A 20,653-nucleotide genomic window follows, 5' to 3' on the forward strand; every position below is an offset into this window, starting at 1 on the left:
TCAGGAGATTCCGAGTTCGTCGTTGATGAAGTCGAGGACCTCATCGGCGGAGGCGGATTCCAGTTGTTCCGCCACGGCGGAACCCTGTGTGTCCTCGACCGCTCCGTTGCACTTCGCGACCAGGCCCTGGAGGCGAAGCACGATGTCGGCCTTCTTGGCCTCGTCGGACAGCAGTCCGGCGATCAGGGACTCGATGTCCTCGATCCTTTCGCGCACCAGCGACAGGGCGTCGTCGGTGGTGCCCAGTGCCGCGTGCAGGTGGCGGGCCAGGGCGAGCGGGTTGGGATGGTCGAAGACGACCGTGGCGGCCAGTTTGAGCCCGGTCGTCTCCCGGAGCCGGTTGCGCAGTTCGACGGAGGTGAGCGAGTCGAACCCGGCGTCCTTGAACGCCGTCTCGACTCCCACGCGCTCCGCCCCGGTGTGGCCGAGGACGGTCGCGACCTGGCCGCGCACGAGGTCCAGGAGCAGGGCCTCCTGTTCGGCCTGGGCGAGTCCGGCGAGCCGGCGGGTGAGGCCGCCGTCGTCCCCGGCGGTGGTGCGGACCGGCTGGCGGCCGGTGCGGACCAGGCCGCGCAGCAGGGGCTGTACGGCGCGGCCCGCCGAGGCGTCGGCGCGCAGCGCCCGCAGGTCCAGCTTGATGGGGACGACGAGGGCCTCGCCGGTGTCCAGGGCCGCATCGAGGAGGCGCATGCCCTCGGCGGGGCCGATGGGCAGGACGCCGCCCCGGCTCATGCGGGCCTGGTCGGCGGCGCCCAGGTGGGCCGTCATGCCGCTGGTCTGCTCCCACAGGCCCCAGGCGAGCGAGGTGGCGGGCAGGCCGGCGGCCCGGCGCTGGTGGGCGACCGCGTCGAGGTAGGCGTTGGCGGCGGCGTAGTTGCCCTGACCGGCCGAGCCGAACAGGCCGGACGCCGAGGAGAAGACGGCGAACACGGTCAGGTCCAGGGTGCGGGTCAGCTCGTCCAGGTGTCGTACGGCGCTGACCTTGGGTGCGAAGACCCGGGCGAGGCGTTCGGGCGTGAGGGCGCCGATCACGCCGTCGTCCAGGACACCGGCCGTGTGGATGACACCCGTCAGCGGATGCTCCTCGGGTACGGCGTCCAGGAGCCGGGCGACCTGCGCGCGGTCGGACACGTCGGCGGCCACCAGCGACACCGACTCCGCGCCCAGCCCCGCCAGTTCGGCCGCCAGCGCTTGCGCGCCCTCGGCCTCCGCGCCGCGCCGCCCGGCCAGCACCAGGTGCCGTACCCCGTGCCGTACGACCAGATGGCGGGCCACCAGCGCGCCCAGCGAACCGGTACCACCCGTCACCAGCACCGTGCCCCCCGGACGGAACACCACGACCGACCCGACCCCGGCCGACTCCGTTGCGGCCGGCTCCGCCCGCACCAGACGCGGTACCGACAGGGCCGCGCCGCGCACCGCGACCTGCGGTTCCCCGGAGGCCAGGACGGCGGCGAGGAGGTCGTCGGACGGTTCGTCGGTGGCCGGGTCGGTCGCCGGGTCCAGGTCGAGCAGGACGATCCGGTCCGGGTTCTCGGCCTGCGCCGCCCGGACCAGCCCCCAGACGGCGGCACCGGCCGCGTCGATCACCGTGGTGGCACCGCCCGCGGGCACCGCGCCCCGGGTCACCACGAGCAGCCGCGCGTCCTCGGCGTTCTCGGCGTCCTCGTCGGCGAGCCAGGCCTGGACGACCTCCAGGGCGGCGGCGGTCCGGGCCAGTGCCTCCGCGTCGCCGTCGCCGGCGCCCCGGACGTCCAGGACGGCGGCCTCGGACACCTCGCTCCTCAGCGCGGTGACCTCGGCCGCGGTGGCGACCCGCGCCCAGGCAGGTGCCGTGTCCGCCGCCGGGGTCCGTGCGGGCAGGTCGGTCCAGGCCACGGTGAACAGGGCGTCGCGGTCCTCGCCCGCCGTCGCGGCGGCGTCGAGCTGTCCGACGTCCACCGGGCGGAAGGTCACCGAGTCGACGGTCAGGACGAGAGCGCCGTTGTCGTCGGCCGCGGCGAGGGACAGCGCGTCGGTTCCGCGGGGTGTGACGCGCACCCGGAGGGACGCGGCGCCGGCGGCGTGCAGTTGGAGTCCGGTCCAGGAGAACGGCAGGACGTTGTGCCCGTCGGCCGGCTGGGCGAAGGCATCGGTGTGCAGGGCCGCGTCGAGCAGGGCGGGGTGGAGTCCGAACCGGGCGGCCTCGTCGCGGTGGTCGTCCGGCAGGGCGACCTCGGCGAAGATCTCCTCGCCGCGCCGCCAGACCGCGCGCAGCCCCTGGAACGCCGGGCCGTAGGCGTAGCCGTGGCTCAGCAGGTCCGCGTAGAAGGCGGTGGTGTCGCCGTCGACCGGTTCGGCTCCGGCGGGTGGCCAGACCGTGGTGTCGAAGGCGGGTGTGTCCGCCGCGGACGCCGTGACGGTGCCGGTGGCGTGCCGGGTCCAGGTCTCGGGGCCGATCTCGCCGGTGGTGTTCTCCCGCGCCGAGTACACGGCGACGGTACGCGCTCCGCCCTCGTCCGGTCCGCCGACGGCGACCTGCACCCGGACCCCGCCCTGCTCCGGCACGACGAGGGGAGCCTCGATGACGAGTTCGTCCAGCACACCGCTACCGACCTCGTCACCGGCCCGGACGGCCAACTCGACCAACCCCGTGCCCGGCACCAGGACCACCCCACCCACGGCATGATCGGCCAGCCACGGATGCGTGCGCAGGGACAGCCGCGAGGTGAACAGCACCCCACCCGTCTCCGGCACCTCCACCACCGCCCCCAACAACGGGTGGTCCGCCGCGCCCTGCCCGAGCGCGACGGCGTCGGTGACGGGAGTCGTCCGCAGCCAGTAGTGGTGGTGGTCGAAGGCGTACGTCGGCAGGTCGACGTACGCCTCGGTGGCGCCCTCGGGGAGGACGGCAGCCCAGTCCACCTTCGTACCGCGTACGAAGAGTTCGGCGACGGACAGCAGGAGGGTCTGTGCCTCGCCGCGGTCGTCGCGCAGGGCGGGCACGCTCACCGCGTCCTCACCGGCGGACTCGGCGATGGCACCGGTCAAGGCGCCACCAGGGCCCAGCTCCAAGAACACCGACCCACCCGACGCGGCGACACCGTCGGCGAAGCGGACCGGGCGACGGACGTGGTCCACCCAATAGGCCGGCTCGGTCAACAGGCCGGGATCGGCGACCTGCCCGGTCACGTTCGACACCACCGGGATCCTCGGTTCGTGCCACGCAAGGCCCGCCAACACCTCGCCGAACTCGGCCAGCATCGGCTCCATCGACGCCGAGTGGAAAGCATGGGAGACGGTCAGCCGCTTCACGCGACGACCCTGTTCGCGCAGCTTCCCGGCGACGGTCATGACGGCGTCCTCGTCGCCGGAGAGCACCACCGAGCCGGGTGCGTTCACCGCGGCGAGGTCCACGCCCGCGCCCAGGTGGCCGGCGATCTCCGCCTCACCGGCGGCGACCGCGACCATCGCGCCGCCCGGTGCCAGGGCCTGCATGAGCCGGCCGCGGGCGGCGACCAGGGTCGCGGCGTCCGTCAGCGAGAGCACACCGGCGACGTGCGCGGCGACGACCTCGCCGATGGAGTGCCCGATCACCGCGTCCGGCCGTACGCCCCAGGACTCCACGAGCCGGAACAGGGCCGTCTCCACGGCGAAGAGTCCCGCCTGCGTGAAGACGGTCTGGTCCAGCAGGCCGGCGGCGGCGTTGCCGACGTCACCGAGGACGACGTCCTTGACGGGATGGTCCGTCCAGCCGGTCAGCTGTGCGTCGAGCGCGGCGCAGGCCTCGTCGAAGGCGCCGGTGAACACCGGGTAGCGGTCGTACAGTTCACGTCCCATGCCGAGGCGCTGGGCGCCCTGGCCGGGGAACACGACGACCGTGCCGGTGGCGCTGCCGGTGCCCGTGACGACGGCCGGGGACGGTTCACCGGCCGCCAGTGCCGTCAGTCCGGCCACCGCCTCCGCGCGCGAACCGACGACGATCACGGCCCGTTCGGGGAGCACCGCCCGTCGGGAGACGAGCGCCCCGGCGACGGCCGCCGTCGGGGCGTCGGTGGCGGCGGTGAATCCGGCGAGCCGGCCGGCCTGCGCGGCCAGGGCGTCGGCGCCGCGGGCCGAGACGACCAGCGGGAACACGCCGTCGGCGGGGGCCACCGGTTGCGCGGCCGTCTCCTCCTCGGGCGCCTGTTCCAGGATGACGTGGGCGTTGGTGCCACTGACGCCGAAGGCGGAGACGCCGGCGCGGCGCGGGCGGCCGGTCTCCGGCCAGGCCCGGGCCTCGGTGAGGACCTCCACCGCGCCCGCCGACCAGTCGACCTCGGTCGACGGCCGGTCGACGTGGAGGGTGGGGGGCAGTACCGCGTGCCGCAGCGCCTCGACGGTCTTGATGACGCCGGCCACGCCGGCCGCCGCCTGGGCGTGGCCGAGGTTGGATTTCACCGAGCCGATCCACAGCGGCTCCTCGCGGTCCTGCCCGTAGGTGGCGAGGAGGGCCTGCGCCTCGATCGGGTCGCCGAGGACCGTGCCCGTGCCGTGCGCCTCCACGGCGTCCACCTCGGACACCGAGAGACCGGCGTTCGCCAGCGCCTTGCGGATCACCCGCTGCTGCGAGGGCCCGTTGGGCGCCGTCAGTCCGTTGGACGCGCCGTCCTGGTTCACGGCGCTGCCGCGTACGACCGCCAGCACCCGGTGGCCCTTGCGGCGGGCCTCCGACAGCCGTTCCAGCACGACGACGCCCGCGCCCTCGGCCCAGCCGGTGCCGTCCGCGCCGTCCGCGAAGGCCTTGCAGCGGCCGTCGGGCGAGAGGGCCTGCTGGCGGGAGAACTCGACGAACGTGTACGGGTTGGCGAGGACGGTGGCGCCGCCGGCGAGGGCCATGGAGCACTCGCCGTTGCGCAGGGCCTGCGCCGCCAGGTGCAGCGCGACCAGGGAGGAGGAGCAGGCGGTGTCCACGGTGACGGCGGGGCCTTCGAGGCCGAAGACGTACGACACCCGGCCGGAGGCGACGCTGCCCGCGGAGCCGGTCGCGGTGAACCCGGCCAGCTCGGGCGGGAGTTCGCCGCCGAAGCCGTAGCCCTGGGTCATCACGCCGGAGAACACGCCGACGTCGGTGCCCTTCAGGGAGGTCGGGTCGATGCCCGCCCGTTCCAGTGCCTCCCATGAGGTCTCCAGGAGCAGACGCTGCTGCGGGTCCATCGCCAGTGCCTCGCGCGGCGAGATACCGAAGAAGGCCGCGTCGAACAGGCCGGCGTCGTGCAGGAAGCCGCCCTGGTCGACGTAGGAGGTCCCGACGCGCGCGGGGTCGGAGTCGAAGAGGCCCTCCAGGTCCCAGCCGCGGTCGGACGGGAAGCCGGACATCGCGTCCCGGCCCTCCGACACCAGCTGCCAGAGGTCGTCGGGGCCGGTGACGCCGCCGGGCAGGCGGCATGCCATGCCGACGATCGCGATCGGCTCGCCGGGATCGGCCGCGGTGACGGCCGGTTCCGGGCCGGCGGGTGCCGCGGTGACGTGCCCGAAGTGGGTGTGCAGGTGGCGGGCGAGGGCGAGCGGGGTGGGGTAGTCGAAGACGACGGTGGTCGGCAGGATCAGGCCGGTGGCCTCGCGGACGCGGTTGCGCAGTTCGACGGAGGTCAGGGAGTCGAACCCGGCGTCCTTGAACGCCTTGTCGGCCCTGACCTGGTCGGCGCCGGCGTGCCCGAGGACGGCCGCGACCTGGCCGCGGACGACGTCGAGGAGCAGTGCCTCCTGCTCGTCCGGGCCGAGTCCGGCGAGCCGGTCGGCCAGGCCGCCGCCGGCGCGGTCCGCGGTGGCAGTCCGGACGGCCTGCCGGGTGACGCGGACGAGTGCGCGCATCAGGGGCTGCACTGTGCCGCCGGACGCGGCGTCGGCGCGGGCGGCCCGCAGGTCGAGCTTGATCGGGACGACGAGGGCCCGGTCGGCGGCGAGGGCCGCGTCGAAGAGGGCGAGGCCCTCCTCGGGGGTCAGGGCGCGGACACCGCCCCGGCCCATGCGGGCCTGGTCGGTCTCGCTGAGGTGGGCGGTCAGGCCGGTGGTCTGCTCCCACAGGCCCCAGGCGAGGGAGAGCGCGGGCAGTCCGGCGGCGCGGCGGCGGGCCATCAGGCCGTCGAGGTAGGCGTTGGCGGCGGCGTAGTTGCCCTGACCGGCCGAGCCGAACAGGCCGGCGCCGGAGGAGTAGACGGCGAACACGGTCAGGTCCAGGGTGCGGGTCAGCTCGTCCAGGTGGGCGGCGGCCGCGGCCTTGGGGGCGAAGACGCCCGCCATCCGTGCGGGGGTGAGGGCGGCGATCACGCCGTCGTCCAGGACACCGGCCGTGTGGATGACACCCGTCAGCGGATGCTCCTCGGGTACGGCGTCCAGGAGCCGGGCGACCTGCGCGCGGTCGGACACGTCGGCGGCCACCAGCGACACCGACTCCGCGCCCAGCTCCCCCAGCTCGGCCGCCAGCGCTTGCGCGCCCTCGGCCTCCGCGCCGCGCCGCCCGGCCAGCACCAGGTGCCGTACCCCGTGCCGTACGACCAGATGACGGGCCACCAGCGCGCCCAGCGAACCGGTACCACCCGTCACCAGCACCGTGCCCCCCGGACGGAACACCACGGCCGACCCGGCCCCGGCCGACTCCGTTGCGGCCGACCCGACCCCGGCCGACTCCGTTGCGGCCGACCCGGTCCCGGCCGACTCCGTTGCGGCAGGCTCGGCCCGCACCAGACGCGGTACCGACAGCGCCGCGCCGCGCACCGCGACCTGCGGTTCCCCGGAGGCCAGGACGGCGGCGAGGAGGGGTTCCACGGCGGTGCCGTAGGCGATGTCGGGGTCGGTGTCCGTGTCGATCAGGACGATCCGGCCCGGGTTCTCGGCCTGCGCCGCCCGGACCAGGCCCCACACGGCGGCGCCGGCCGGATCGGTCACCGTGCCGTCGTCGCCGGCGGGGACCGCCCCCCGCGTCAGGAGCACCAGCCGGGACTCCTCCAGGGCGGGTGCGGCGAACCACGCCTGGAGCATGGCGAGCACCCGGTCGGTCAGGGCGAGAGCGCCGTCCGCGCCGTCCTCGGCGGTGACGGCCTCGACCACGGCGACCACCGGCCCGGTCACCGCGGCGGCGAGGATCCCGACCTCGTCCGCGTGGAACAGCGGCACCCACGGCGGCACCTGCCCTGTCTCGGGGGCGGGTGCCGGCAGCTCCGTCCAGTCGACGTGGAACAGCGAGTGGCCGTCGGCGGGGGCCGCCGTCAGCCGGTCGGCGGCGACCGGCAGGAAGCCGAGGGCGTCCAGGGTGACGACGAGACCGCCGGTGCCGTCCGCGGCCTCCAGCGACAGGCGCCCGTCCCCGGCGGGGGCGAGCCGCACGCGGAGCTGGGTGGCGCCCGTGGCGTGCAGGGTCAGGCCCCGCCACGCGGCGGGCTGCCACAACCGCTGCCCGCCGCCGTCAGGGTCGGCCGTGGCCGCGTGCCGCAGCCCGGACTGCACGGCGGCGTCGAGGAGCGCCGGGTGGATGCCGAACCGCTCGGCGCCCGCCAGTCGTTCCTCGGGCAGGGCGACCTCGGCGAACACCTCGTCGCCGCGCCGCCACAGCGTCCGTACGCCCCGGAAGGCGGGGCCGTAGGGGTGACCGAGGCGGGCCAGGTCGTCGTAGAACTCGTCGGTGTCGGCCGGGCGGGCGCCGGTCGGCGGCCACAGCGTCAGGTCGGCGCCCGCGCCGGGCGCGGTGAGCGGGGCGGGCGAGAGCCGTCCGGTGGCGTGGCGGGTCCAGGGGCCGGCCTCGTGGCCCTCGCCGGCCGCGTAGACGTCGACGGTCCGGGAGCCGGTTCCGTCGGGGCCGCCGACGGCGACCTGGACGCGGATGCCGCCGTCCTCGGGCAGGACGAGCGGGGTCTCGACCGTCAGCTCGTCCAGGGTGGCGGTGCCGGCCTCGTCGCCGGCGCGCAGGGCCAGTTCGACCAGCGCGGCGGCCGGGACGACGACCGCCCCGCCGACGACGTGGTCGGCCAGCCAGGGGTGGGTGCGCGGGGAGAGGCGGGAGGTGAGGACCAGCCCGTCCGACTGGGGCAGCGGGACGACCGCGCCCAGCAGGGGGTGGTCGGCCGGGGCCTGGCCGAGCGACGCGGCGTCCGTGGCCGGGGCGGTCGTCAGCCAGTAGGGGCGGTGGTCGAAGGCGTACGTCGGCAGGTCGACGTGGCCGGTGCCGGCGCCCTCGGGCAGCACACCGGTCCAGTCGACGGGTACGCCCTTGACGTGGACCTCGGCCATCGAGGTGAGGAGCCGGCGCGGGCCGCCGTCGTCGCGGCGCAGGGAGCCGGTGACGACGGCGTCGGCGCGGGTGTCGTCCACGGTCTCGGCGACCGGCTGGACGAGGACGGGGTGGGCGCTGGACTCGACGAACATCGTGTGGCCCTCGGCGAGGAGGGTGGCGACGGCGGGCCCGAAGCGCACCGGGTTGCGCAGGTTGCGGTACCAGTAGCCGCCGTCCAGGACGCCCGCCTCGCGCACCCATTCGCCGGTCACCGTGGAGAGGAACGGCACCAGCGGCGCCCGGCCGGCGATGTCCGCGAAGGCGTCCGCCAACGCCTGCTCGATCGTCTCGACATGGCGGGTGTGGGAGGCGTAGTCCACGGCGACGCGGCGGACCCGCACCCCGTCCGCCTCCAACGCGGCCAACGCCTCGTCCAGGGCTTCGGCGTCGCCCGCGATCACCACCGAGGACGGACTGTTGACGGCCGCCACCTCCACCCGGCCGTCCCAGGGCGCGATCCGGGCGGCGGCGTCGGCCTCGGGCAGGGCCACCGAGGCCATACCGCCCCGGCCCGCCAACTCCCCCGCGATCACCTGACTGCGTACGGCCACGATCCGGGCCGCGTCCTCCAGCGACAGCGCACCCGCCACACAGGCGGCGGCGATCTCGCCCTGCGAGTGACCGACCACCGCGTCCGGCACCACACCCACCGAGGCCCAGACGGCCGCCAGTGCGATCATCACCGCGAAGCTCGCCGGCTGGACGACGTCGACCCGGGCGAGGAGCGCGTCGTCGGCGTCGCCGCGCAGCACCGCCTTCAGGTCCCAGTCGGTCCAGGGCTCCAGGGCCCGGGCGCACTCCTCGATCCGTTCGGCGAACACCGGTGACGCGTCGAGGAGTTCGCGGCCCATGCCGGTCCACTGCGAGCCTTGGCCGGGGAAGACCAGCACCGTCCGTCCTCCGGCGCCCGAGTGGCCGGTCACCAGTCCGGTGGCCGACTCGCCGGCCGCAAGGGCCGTCAGCCCGGCCACCGCCTCCGCGCGCGAACCGGCGACCACCACCGCCCGTTCCGACAGTGCGGCCCGGCGGGTGACGAGGGCGCCGGCGATGTCCGCGAGCGGGGTGTCGGTGTCCGCCGTGAATTCGGCGAGGCGCTGTGCCTGGCCGGCGAGTGAGTCGTCGGAGGCCGCCGACACCACCAGCGGCACCGGGCCGTCGGACTCGGCCGCCGGCTGCGCGGGCGGCTCCTGGGGGGCCTGCTCCAGGATGAGGTGCGCGTTGGTGCCGCTGATGCCGAAGGAGGAGACGCCGGCCCGGCGCGGGCGGCCGGACTCGGGCCAGTCGCGGGCCTCCGTCAGCAGCTCGACGGCGCCGGCCGACCAGTCGACCTGCGGGGTGGGCTCGGTGACGTTCAAGGTGGGCGGCAGGACGCCGTGGCGCAGCGCCTCCACCATCTTGATGACACCGGCCACCCCGGCGGCGGCCTGGGTGTGCCCGATGTTGGACTTCAACGAGCCCAGCCACAAAGGTTGTTCGCGGTCGCGGCCGTAGGTGGCGAGCAGGGCCTGCGCCTCGATGGGGTCGCCGAGCGCGGTGCCCGTGCCGTGCGCCTCGACCGCGTCCACGTCGGAGGCTGACAGACCGGCGGCCGCCAGCGCCCGGCGGATCACCCGCTGCTGGGACGGGCCGTTCGGGGCGGTGAGGCCGTTGGAGGCGCCGTCCTGGTTGACCGCGCTGCCGCGCAGCACCGCCAGCACCCGGTGCCCGTTGCGGCGGGCCTCCGACAGGCGTTCCAGGACGACGATGCCCACGCCCTCGGACAGGACGGTGCCGTCGGCGCCCGACGAGAACGCCTTGACCCGGCCGTCCGCGGCCAGACCTCGCTGCCGGGACATGCCGAGCACGCCGATGGGCGAGCCCATCACGGCGACCCCGCCGGCCAGCGCCAACGAGCACTCCCCCTGCCGCAGCGCCTGGGCCGCCAGGTGCATGGCGACGAGCGAGGAGGAACAGGCCGTGTCGACGGTGACCGCGGGACCCTCGAAGCCGAACGCGTACGACACCCGGCCCGAGGCGACGCTGCCCGCGGTGGCGGTCGTGACGTAGCCCTCCAGCTCGGGGGGCATGTTGCTGAGGGACTCCAGGTAGTCGTGGATGGAGACGCCGGAGAAGACGCCGACGTCGGCGCCGCGGGTCGAGCCGGGGTCGATGCCGGCGTTCTCCAGTGCCTCCCAGGTCGCCTCCAGCAGCAGCCGCTGCTGGGGGTCCATGGCAAGGGCCTCGCGGGGCGAGATGCCGAAGAAGTCGGCGTCGAACTCGGCGGCGCCCTGGAGGAATCCGCTGCGGTGCACGTAGGAGGTGCCGGCCTTGTCGGGGTCGGCGTCGAACAGCTGGTCCAGGTTCCAGCCGCGGTCGTCGGGGAAGCCCGACATGCCCTCGCGGCGGTCGAGGACCAGCCGCCACAGCCCGGCCGGGTCGGTGACGCCGCCCGGCAGCCGGCAGGCCATGCCGACGATGGCGACGGGCTCGTCCGGATCGGTGGCGACGACCGTGGGGGCGGCGGTGCCGGCCGTGCTCTCGCCCAGTTCCTCCCGCAGATGGCGGGCGAGCGCCACCGGCGTGGGGTAGTCGAAGATGAGCGTGGCGGGCAGCTTGACGCCGGTGGCGGCGGACAGCCGGTTGCGCAGCTCGATCGCGGTGAGCGAGTCGAAGCCGATGTCTCCGAACCCGCGTGTTCCCTGGGCGAGTTCGGGTCCGCTGAAGCCCAGGACGGCGGTGGCCTCGGCCTGGATGACGCCCAGCAGGACGGTCTCCTGCTCAGCCTCGGGGAGACCGGCGAGGCGGCGCAGGAGGGCGCTGCCGTCACCGGCGGTGGCCCGGGCGGAGCGCCGGCCGGCCCGGACCAGGTTGCGCAGCAGGTGCGGCACGGTGGAGCCGGAGGCCGCGTCGGAGCGCAGCGCGCGCAGGTCCAGCTTGATGGGGACCAGCAGGGCCCGGTCGGCGTGCAGGCCGGTGTCGAGGAGGGCGAGGCCCTCGTCGGCGGTGAGGGCGAGGACTCCGCCGCGGCTCATGCGGGCCTGGTCGGTCTCGCTGAGGTGGGCGGTCAGGCCGGCGCTCTGCTCCCACAGACCCCAGGCGAGGGAGACGCCGGGCAGCCCCGCCGCGCGCCGGTGGGCCATGAGGGCGTCCAGGAAGGCGTTGGCGGCCGCGTAGTTGCCCTGGCCGGCGGAGCCGAGGAGGGCGGCCGCGGAGGAGAACACCACGAACGAGCGCAGGTCGGGAGCGAGTTCCCGGGTCAGCTCGTCCAGGTGCCGTACGGCGGTGGCCTTGGGGGCGAAGACCCCGGCGACGCGTTCCTCGGTGAGGGCGCCGATCACACCGTCGTCGAGGATGCCGGCGAGGTGGACCAGTCCGGTCAGCGGCCGGCCGGCCGGGAGGTCGCGCAGCAGCGCGGCGACGGCGTCCCGGTCGGAGACGTCGCAGGCGACGACGCGGACGTCCGCGCCGAGCGCGGTCAGGTCGGCCGTCAGGGCGGCGGCTGAGGGGGCGTCGGGCCCGCGCCGGCCGGCCAGCACCAGGTGGCGTACGCCGTGCCGTCGCACGAGGTGCCGGGTGACGAGCGCGCCGAGGGAGCCGGTGCCGCCGGTGACCAGGACGGTGCCGTCGGGGTCGAACGTGGGCCCGGGTACCGGGGTTTCGGGGCCGTCGGCGGGGTCGGTCCCGGATATGGAGCCTGCGGCCGGGTCGGCCCCGGGGGTGGTGCCGGTGGTCGGGTCGGCCTCAGGGGTGGGCCCGGTGGTCGGGTCCGGTTGGTCCGCGCGGATCAGGCGGGGTGCCGACAGGGTGGTGCCGCGGACGGCGAGCTGCGGTTCACCGGTGGCGAGGAGCCGGGCGAGGGCGGGGCCGGCGCCGGCGGCGGTGGCCGGGTCGAGGTCGACGAGGACGACCCGGTCGGGGTTCTCGGCCTGGGCGGCGCGGACCAGGCCCCATACGGCGGCGCCGGCCGGGTCGGTGACCGTGGTGTCGCCGCCGGCGGGCACCGCTCCCCGGGTGGCGACGACCAGGCGGGCGGCTTCGAGACCGGGTGCGGTCAGCCAGGCCTGGAGGACGTCCAGCACCCGGCAGGTCAGCGTCTGGGCGTCGGCGCCGTCGCTGTGGGCGTCCAGGACGGCCGCGGCGGGCACGCCGTCGCGGGCGGCGAGCGCGCGCACCGCACCGGCGTCGGCGACGGCTACCCAGGCGGGTGCGGCGGTGACGCCCTCGGCGGCGGGCAGCGCCACCCAGTCGACGGCGAACAGGGCGTCCTGGTTGCCGCCGGCCGCGGCGCCGAGCTGTTCGGCGGAGACCGGCAGGGAGACCAGGGAGTCCATGGTGAGGACCAGGGCGCCGGTCTCGTCGGCGGCCTGGAACGACAGGGCGTCGGGGCCGGCGGGCGCGACCCGCACCCGCAGGACGGAGGCGCCCTCGGCGTGCAGGACCAGGCCGTTCCAGGCGAACGGCAGCACGTTGCGGTCGTCGTCCGGGTCGGCGAACGCGTTGGTGTGCAGGGCGGCGTCCAGGAGTGCCGGGTGGATGGCGAACTTGTCGGCGTTCTCCCGGTGGTCCGGCGGCAGGGCCGCCTCGGCGAAGAGTTCCTCGCCGCGCCGCCACACACCGCGCAGGCCTTGGAAGGCGGGGCCGTAGGAGTAGCCGCGGGCGACGAGATCGGCGTAGAAGCCGTCGATGGGGACGGGTTCGGCGCCGGGCGGCGGCCAGGCGGTGAAGTCGGCGGCGGGCGCGGTGGACCGGGCGGGTGCGCTGGACAGCAGGCCGGTGGCGTGCCGGGTCCACTCGCCGTGCCCGTCGTCGTCGGCGTCCTCGCGCAGCGAGTACACGTCGACGGTGCGCGCGCCGTTCGCGGTGGGGCCGCCGACGGCGACCTGGACGCGGACGCCGCCCCGCGCGGGCAGCACCAGCGGTGCCTCGATGACGAGCTCCTCCAGGGTGCCGCAGCCGAACTCGTCGCCGGCGCGCACCGCGAGGTCGACGTAGACGGTGCCCGGGACGATGACGACGCCCTGCATGGCGTGGTCGGCCAGCCAGGGGTGGGTGCGCAGGGAGAGCCGGGAGGTGAGGACCAGTCCGTCGGTCTGGGGCAGCGGCACCATCGCGCCGAGCAGCGGGTGGTCGGTGCCGGTGACACCGAGGGAGGCGGCGTCACCGCCGTCGGGGGTGAGCTGGATCCAGTACCGGCGGCGGTCGAAGGCGTACGTCGGGAGGTCGACGTGGGCGGTGCGGGCCGGTTCGGGCAGGACGGCCCTCCAGTCGACCGGCACGCCCCCGGTGAAGAGCTCTGCCATGGAGGTGAGCAGACGGCGCGGGCCGCCGTCGTCGCGGCGCAGGGAGCCGGTGACGACGGCGTCGGCCGCGTCGGCGATCTCGGTGACCGGCTGGACGAGGACGGGGTGGGCGCTGGACTCGACGAACACCGTGTGGCCCTCGGCGAGGAGGGTGGCGACGGCGGGGCCGAAGCGGACCTGCTCGCGCAGGTTGCGGTACCAGTAGCCGCCGTCGAGGACGTCCGCGTCGCGCACCCATTCGCCGGTGACGGTGGACAGGAACGGGACGGCGGGGGCCCGGCCGCGGATGTCCGCGAAGGCGTCGGTGAGGGTTTCCCGCACGGCCTGGACGTGCCGGCTGTGCGAGGCGTAGTCCACGGCGACCCGCCGTACCCGCACGCCCTGGTCCTCCAGGGTGTCCAGGGCCTCGTCGAGGGCCTCGGCGTCACCGGCGATCACCACGGACGCCGGGCCGTTGACCGCGGCCACCTCGACCCGGCCGGCCCACCGCTCCAGCCGGGCGGTGACGTCGTCCTCGGTGAGGGCTACGGAGGCCATGCCGCCCAGTCCGGCGAGCCGCCCGCGGATGACCTGGCTGCGGACGGCGACGATGCGGGCGGCGTCGTCCAGGGTGAGGGCGCCGGCGACGCAGGCGGCGGCGATCTCGCCCTGCGAGTGGCCGACCACCGCGTCCGGGACGACACCCACGGACGCCCACACGGCGGCCAGGCCGATCATGACGGCGAAGCCGGCGGGCTGCACCACGTCGACCCGGGTCAGCAGGCCGGGGTCGGCGTCGCCGCGGAGCACGGCCTTCAGGTCCCAGTCCACCCAGCGTTCCAGGGCCCGGGCGCACTCCTCGACGCGGTCGGCGAACACCGGTGAGGTGTCGAGGAGTTCGCGGCCCATGCCGGTCCACTGGGTGCCCTGGCCGGGGAAGACCAGGACGGTCCGGCCGACCCCGGCGGCGCCCGCGGTGCCCCGGAGGGTGCCGGGGGCCCGCTCGTCGTGGGCAAGGGCGGTCAGCGCGGCCAGGGCCTCCTCCCGGGTGTCCGCGACCACGACGGCGCGTTCGCCGAGGACGGCCCGCCGGGTGGCGAGGGTGCCGGCGACGTCCGCGAGGGGGGCGTCCGTGCCCTCCAGATAGGCGGCGAGGCGGCCGGCCTGCCCGGTGAGCGACGCGGTGGAGGACGCCGACACCACCAGGGGCACGGCGCCGCCCGGCACTTCGGCGGCGGCCGGCGCGTCCTTCTCGGGGGCCTGCTCCAGGATCAGGTGGGCGTTGGTGCCGCTGGCACCGAACGCGGAGACGCCGGCGCGGCGCGGCCGGTCGGTCCCGGGCCACTCCCGGGCCTCGGTGAGCAGTTCCACGGCGCCGGAGGACCAGTCGACCTGCGGGGTGGGGGCGTCGATGTGGCGGCTGGCCGGCATGAGCCCGTGGCGCAGGGCCTGCACCATGTTGATGACGCCGGCGACACCGGAGGCGGCCTGGGTGTGACCGATGACGGACTTCACGGAGCCCAGCCGCAGCGGCTGCCCGGCGGGGCGGTCCTGGCCGTAGGTGGCGAGGATGGCCTGCGCCTCGATGGGGTCGCCGAGGACGGTGCCGGTGCCGTGGCCGTCGACCATGTCGATGTCGGCGGTGCTCAGCCCGGCGCTGCTCAGCGCCTTGCGGATGACGCGCTGCTGGGAGGGGCCGTTGGGGGCGGTCAGTCCGTTGGAGGCGCCGTCCTGGTTGACGGCGGAGCCGCGGATCACGGCGAGGACGCGGTGGCCGCGCTCCCGGGCCCGCGACAGCGTCTCCAGCAGGACCACGCCGACGCCCTCGGCCCAGCCGGAACCGTCGGCGGCGGCCGCGTAGGACTTGCAGCGGCCGTCGAAGGCGAGGCCGCGCTGGCGGGCGAAGCCGACGAAGCCGCCGGGGGTGGCCATCACGGTGGAGCCGCCGGCGAGCGCCATGGAGCACTCGCCGCGGCGCAGCGCCTGGGCGGCGAGGTGGATGGCGACGAGGGAGGACGAGCACATGGTGTCGACGGTGACGGCGGGCCCCTCCAGGCCGAGGGTGTAGGCGACGCGGCCGGAGGCGACACCTCCCGCGGTGCCCAGGGCCCGTTCCAGGCTGAGGTAGCCCTCGTGGCCGCTGAGGTCGGGGGCGTAGTCCTGGTGGACGATGCCGGCGAAGACGCCGGTGTCGCTGCCGCGCACGGAGTGCGGGTCGATGCCGGCGCGTTCCAGGGTCTCCCAGGCCACTTCGAGCAGCTGGCGCTGTTGCGGGTCCATGGCGAGGGCCTCGCGCGGCGAGATGCCGAAGAAGGCGGCGTCGAACTCGGCGGCCTCGTGGAGGAAGGCGCCTTCGCGGACGTACGTCGTGCCGGGGTTGTCCGGGTCGGGGTGGTAGAGCCCCTCCAGGTCCCAGCCGCGGTCGTCGGGGAAGGCGGTGTACACGTCGGTGCCGTCGGTCACCACCCGCCACAGGTCCTCGGGGGTGCGGATGCCTCCCGCGTACCGGCAGGCCATGGAGACGATGGCGATGGGTTCGGCAGCGGCCGCCGCGAGTCGGCTGTTCTCCTGCTGGAGCCGCGCGTTCTCCTTGAGGGAGGCGCGCAGCGCGTTGACGATCTGGTCGTCCGGGCCCGACATATCCGTCCTCCGAGGTGCGTCCGCTGTCATGGGGTCAGCTCGTCCCGCCCAGAGCACGCTGCACGAGGTCGGCAACGTCCATGGCGTCGATCAGGCTCTCGTCGTCCTCGGCCGGGTCCGCCGCGTCGGACGCGGGTGCGTCCCCGGTGTCCGCGAGGCCGAGCAGGGTGTCCAGCACGCCGGCTTCGCGGAACCGGGCGAGGGGGACGGTGGCGAGGACCCGCCTGAGGTCGTCCTCCCGTCCGTCGAGCCCGTCGTCGGCGTCCCGCAGCAGTTCGGCGCGGAGGTAGCCGACGAGGGCGTCCGGCGTGGGGTAGTCGAAGATGAGGGTGGCGGGCAGCCGCAGGCCGGTCGCCACGTGGAGGCTGTTGCGCAGGTTGACGGCGGCCAGCGAGTCGAAGCCGACCTCCTGGAAGGCCTGGAGGGCGCCGATGCTCTCGGCGCCGCTGTGTCCGAGGACGGTGGCGGCGTGTCCGCAGACCAGCCGGAGCAGGAGACGGTTCTGGTCGGCTTCGGGGACGTCGCGGAGGGACTCCACGAGACCGGCGGTGGTGTCGCCGTCGCCGGTGTCCGGCTGGGTCGCCCTGAGGGCGGCCAGCGCCTCGGGCAGGTCGGCGAGGAGCGGGCTGGGCCGGACGGAGGTGAACGCCGGGACGAAGGCGTCCCAGTCCATGTCGGCCACGGTGACGGCCTTCTCCCGGGCCCGGACGGCCTGTTCGAGGGCGGTGACGGCGATGTGCGGGGCCATGGGCAGGACACCGCGCCGGCGGAGCTGGGTGAGGGTGTCCTCGTCCATGCCGACGCCGACCTCGTCGAGGGCGCCCCAGGCGATCGCGGTGGCGGTGTGCCCGTGGCCGCGGCGCCACTCCACGAGGGCGTCGAGCACGGAGTTGGCCGCGCCGGACGGTCCCTGCCCGCCGCCGCCCCAGACACCGGCGATGGAGGAGAACACCACGAACGCGTCGAGCGGGGTGTCCGCGAACCGTCCGGCGAGCCATCGGGCGGTGTCCACCTTGGCGGAGAACACCTCGGTGAGTTCGGGTACGCCGGTGTCGTCCACGGTGCTGGTGCGGGCGAGGTCGGCGGTGTGCACGACCGCGGTGAGCGGCTGGTCGCCGGGGGACTCCGCGAGCAGGCGCTCGACGGCGGTCCGGTCGGTGTCGGCGCACGTCTCGACGGTGGTGCCGGTGCCGAGCGCGGTCACCTCGGCGCGGAGCGCGTCGACGGCTTCCGGGGGTGCGGCGGCCGTGGTGGTGACGAGCAGCCGCCGGGCACCGGACCGGGCCAGCCACAGGGAGGCGTGCCGGCCGAGGCCCTCGGCGCCGCCGGTGACCAGGACGGTGCCGCCGGGCTGCCGGCCGGAGCCGGCGACCGGGTCGGGGGCCCTCTTGCGCAACAGCCTGCGGGTGTGCACGCCGGAGCGGCGCACGGCCAGCTGGTCGTCGTCGCCGGCGGCGAGCGCGCCGAGCAGGTACCGGACGGTCCGGGTGTCGGGGGTGGCGGGCAGGTCGACGAGCCCGCCCCAGCGGTCACCGCGTTCCAGGGCGGCGGCCCGGCCGATGCCCCAGACGGCCGCCTGCGCCGGCGCGGTCACGGTGTCCTGGATGCCGGTGTCGACCGCGCCCCGGGTGAGGCACCACAGCGGCTGGGTGGCACCGCTGTCGCCGAGGGCCTGCACCAGCGCGACGGTGGCCGCCGTCAGCGGGACGGGGTCCCGGAGGGCGTCCTCGGCGTCCCCGTCGTCGTCACCGACGGGGTCGAGCGCGAGCAGGGACAGCACACCGGTCACCGTGTGCTCGGCTAGGGCGGCGGACAGCCGCTCGCCGAGCCGGTCGCGGGTGGCGTCGGCCACGGCGATCTCCAGCGGGACGACGTCCAGTCCCTGCGCGGTCAGTTCCCGCAGCAGCTCGGCCGGTACCGACCCGGTCCGCGGCGCCGCCGGTACGACGGCCAGCCAGGTACCGGCCGGGACACCGGTGCCCTCCTGGTCCACGGGCCGCCAGGTGACGTGGTAGCGCAGCTTCTCCGCCGCCGACCGCTCGCGCCGCCGGCCGCGCCAGTCGGCCAGCACGGGGACGACCGTGCGCAGCGCCTCGCGGTGGTCGGCGGCGGCCAGGTCGAGGAGGTCGGCGAGGGAGTCGGCGTCGGACTGTTCGACGGCGGACCAGAAGTCGGTCTCGGCGCCCTCGGCGGCCGGGGTGTCCGCGCCGGTCTCCGCCTCGCGCAGCCAGAAGTGCTGCCGGTCGAAGGCGTACGTCGGCAGGTCCACGTCGGCGGCCTCGGCGCCCTCGGGCAGCACACCGGTCCAGTCGACCGGCACGCCCCTGACGAAGAGTTCCGCCATCGACGCCAGCAGCCGCCGCGGACCGCCCTCCTCGCGCCGCAGCGAACCGGCGGCGACGGCACGGAGGCGGACGCTGTCGTCGGCCGCCTCGTCGAAGATCTCGTTGACCGGCTGGAGGAGCACGGGGTGGGCGCTGGACTCGACGAACACCGTGTGGCCCTCGGCGAGGAGGGTGGCGACGGCGGGCCCGAAGCGGACCTGGTTACGCAGGTTGCGGTACCAGTAGCCGCCGTCCAACGCACCTTCGTCGTGCACCCATTCGCCGGTCACCGTGGAGAAGAAGGGCACCACCGGCGCCCGGGAGACGATGTCGGCGAAGGCCTTGCCCAACGCCTGCTCGATCGTCTCGACATGGCGGGTGTGGGAGGCGTAGTCCACGGCGACGCGGCGGACCCGCACCCCGTCCGTCTCCAACGCGGCCAACGCCTCATCCAGGGCTTCGGCGTCGCCCGCGATCACCACCGAGGACGGACTGTTGACGGCGGCGACCTCGACCCGGCCGTCCCAGGGCGCGATCCGGGCGGCGGCGTCGGCCTCGGGCAGGGCCACGGAGGCCATACCGCCCCGGCCCGCCAACTCCCCCGCGATCACCTGACTGCGTACGGCCACGATCCGGGCCGCGTCCTCCAGCGACAGCGCACCCGCCACACAGGCGGCGGCGATCTCGCCCTGCGAGTGACCGACCACCGCGTCCGGGACCACACCCACCGACGCCCACACCGCCGCCAGGGCCACATTCACGGCGAAACTCGCCGGCTGCACCACGTCCACCCGTGTCAGCAGGTCGACTTCACCGCGCAGCACGGCCTTCAGGTCCCAGTCCACCCACGGCTCCAGAGCCCGGGCGCACTCCTCCACCCGCTGCGCGAACACCGTTGCGGAGTCGAGGAGTTCCCGACCCATGCCCAGCCACTGCGAACCTTGGCCGGGAAAGACCAGTACGGTCCTGCCGGGGCCGCCGGTGCCGGCGACGGTTCCGCTCACGACGAGGGGGCTGCTTCCGCCGCGGGCCAGCGCGCCGAGCCCCGCCACCGTCTCGGCCCGGGAGCCGGCGACGACCACGGCCCGCTCGGAGAGCAGGGCCCGCCGGGTGACGAGCGCGCCCGCGATCTCGGCCGGGGCCGCGCCGGTGTCCGTGGTGAACGCCGCCAGACGGCCGGCCTGGGCCGCGAGCGAGGCCGCGCTGCGGGCCGACACCACCAGCGGGACGACACCGGCGGGAACCTGCGGCCGGGTCACCGTTCCGGAGTCCGGCGCGGTGTCGGGTTCCTCGTCCGGGATGTCGGGTGCCTCCTCCAGGATGACGTGCGCGTTGGTGCCGCTCGCACCGAACGAGGAGACCGCGGCCCGGCGCGGGCGGTCGTCGCGGGGCCACTCACGGGCCTCGGTGAGCAGTTCGACGGCGCCGGCCGACCAGTCCACCTGCGGGGTGGGCTCCGTGACGTTCAGGGTCGGCGGCAGCACGCCGTGCCGCAGCGCCTCCACCATCTTGATGACACCGGCGACACCCGCGGCGGCCTGCGTGTGCCCGATGTTCGACTTCAACGAGCCTAGCCACAGCGGCCGCTCGCGGTCCTGGCCGTAGGTGGCGAGGAGCGCCTGGACCTCGATCGGGTCGCCCAGGGTGGTGCCCGTGCCGTGGCCCTCGACCACGTCCACGTCGGCTGGTCCGATCCCGGCCGCCGCGAGGGCGCTGCGGATGACGCGCTGCTGGGATGGGCCGTTCGGTGCGGTCAGGCCGTTGGAGGCGCCGTCCTGATTGACCGCGCTGCCGCGCAGCACCGCCAGCACCCGGTGCCCGTTGCGGCGGGCCTCCGACAGCCGCTCCAGCAGGACCACGCCGACGCCCTCGGCCCAGCCGGTGCCGTCGGCCGTCGCGGAGTACGCCTTGCAGCGGCCGTCGGCGGACAGGCCGCGCTGCCGGGAGAACTCCAGGAAGGCGTCGGGGCTGGCCATCACGGTGGCTCCGCCGGCGAGGGCGAGGGAGCACTCGCCGTTGCGCAGGGCCTGGGCCGCGAGGTGCATCGCGACGAGGGAGGAGGAACAGGCGGTGTCGACGGTGACCGCGGGGCCCTCGAAGCCGAAGACGTACGACACCCGGCCCGAGGCCACGCTGGACGCCGT

At 75.5% G+C, this 20,653-nt stretch carries 2 protein-coding genes (1 of these 2 cut by a window edge); both read right to left on the reverse strand.

What is annotated here, in order from left to right; all coding sequences use genetic code 11:
- Complete coding sequence (locus ACIQVT_RS30175) at window positions 1-16,242, reverse strand: type I polyketide synthase (RefSeq protein ID WP_403761082.1); 16,242 nt, start codon at window positions 16,240-16,242, stop codon at window positions 1-3.
- Window positions 16,220-20,653, reverse strand: partial view of a type I polyketide synthase gene (locus ACIQVT_RS30180; protein WP_403761085.1) — the 3' portion only. Its footprint extends 12,624 nt past the window's final position; only the last 4,434 of its 17,058 coding nucleotides appear in the window; the start codon falls outside the window, past its right edge; it ends in the stop codon at window positions 16,220-16,222. The genes ACIQVT_RS30175 and ACIQVT_RS30180 overlap by 23 nt, the downstream gene beginning before the upstream one ends.

Source organism: Streptomyces sp. NPDC100445, from assembly GCF_044759735.1.
Classification (GTDB): Bacteria; Actinomycetota; Actinomycetes; order Streptomycetales; family Streptomycetaceae; genus Streptomyces.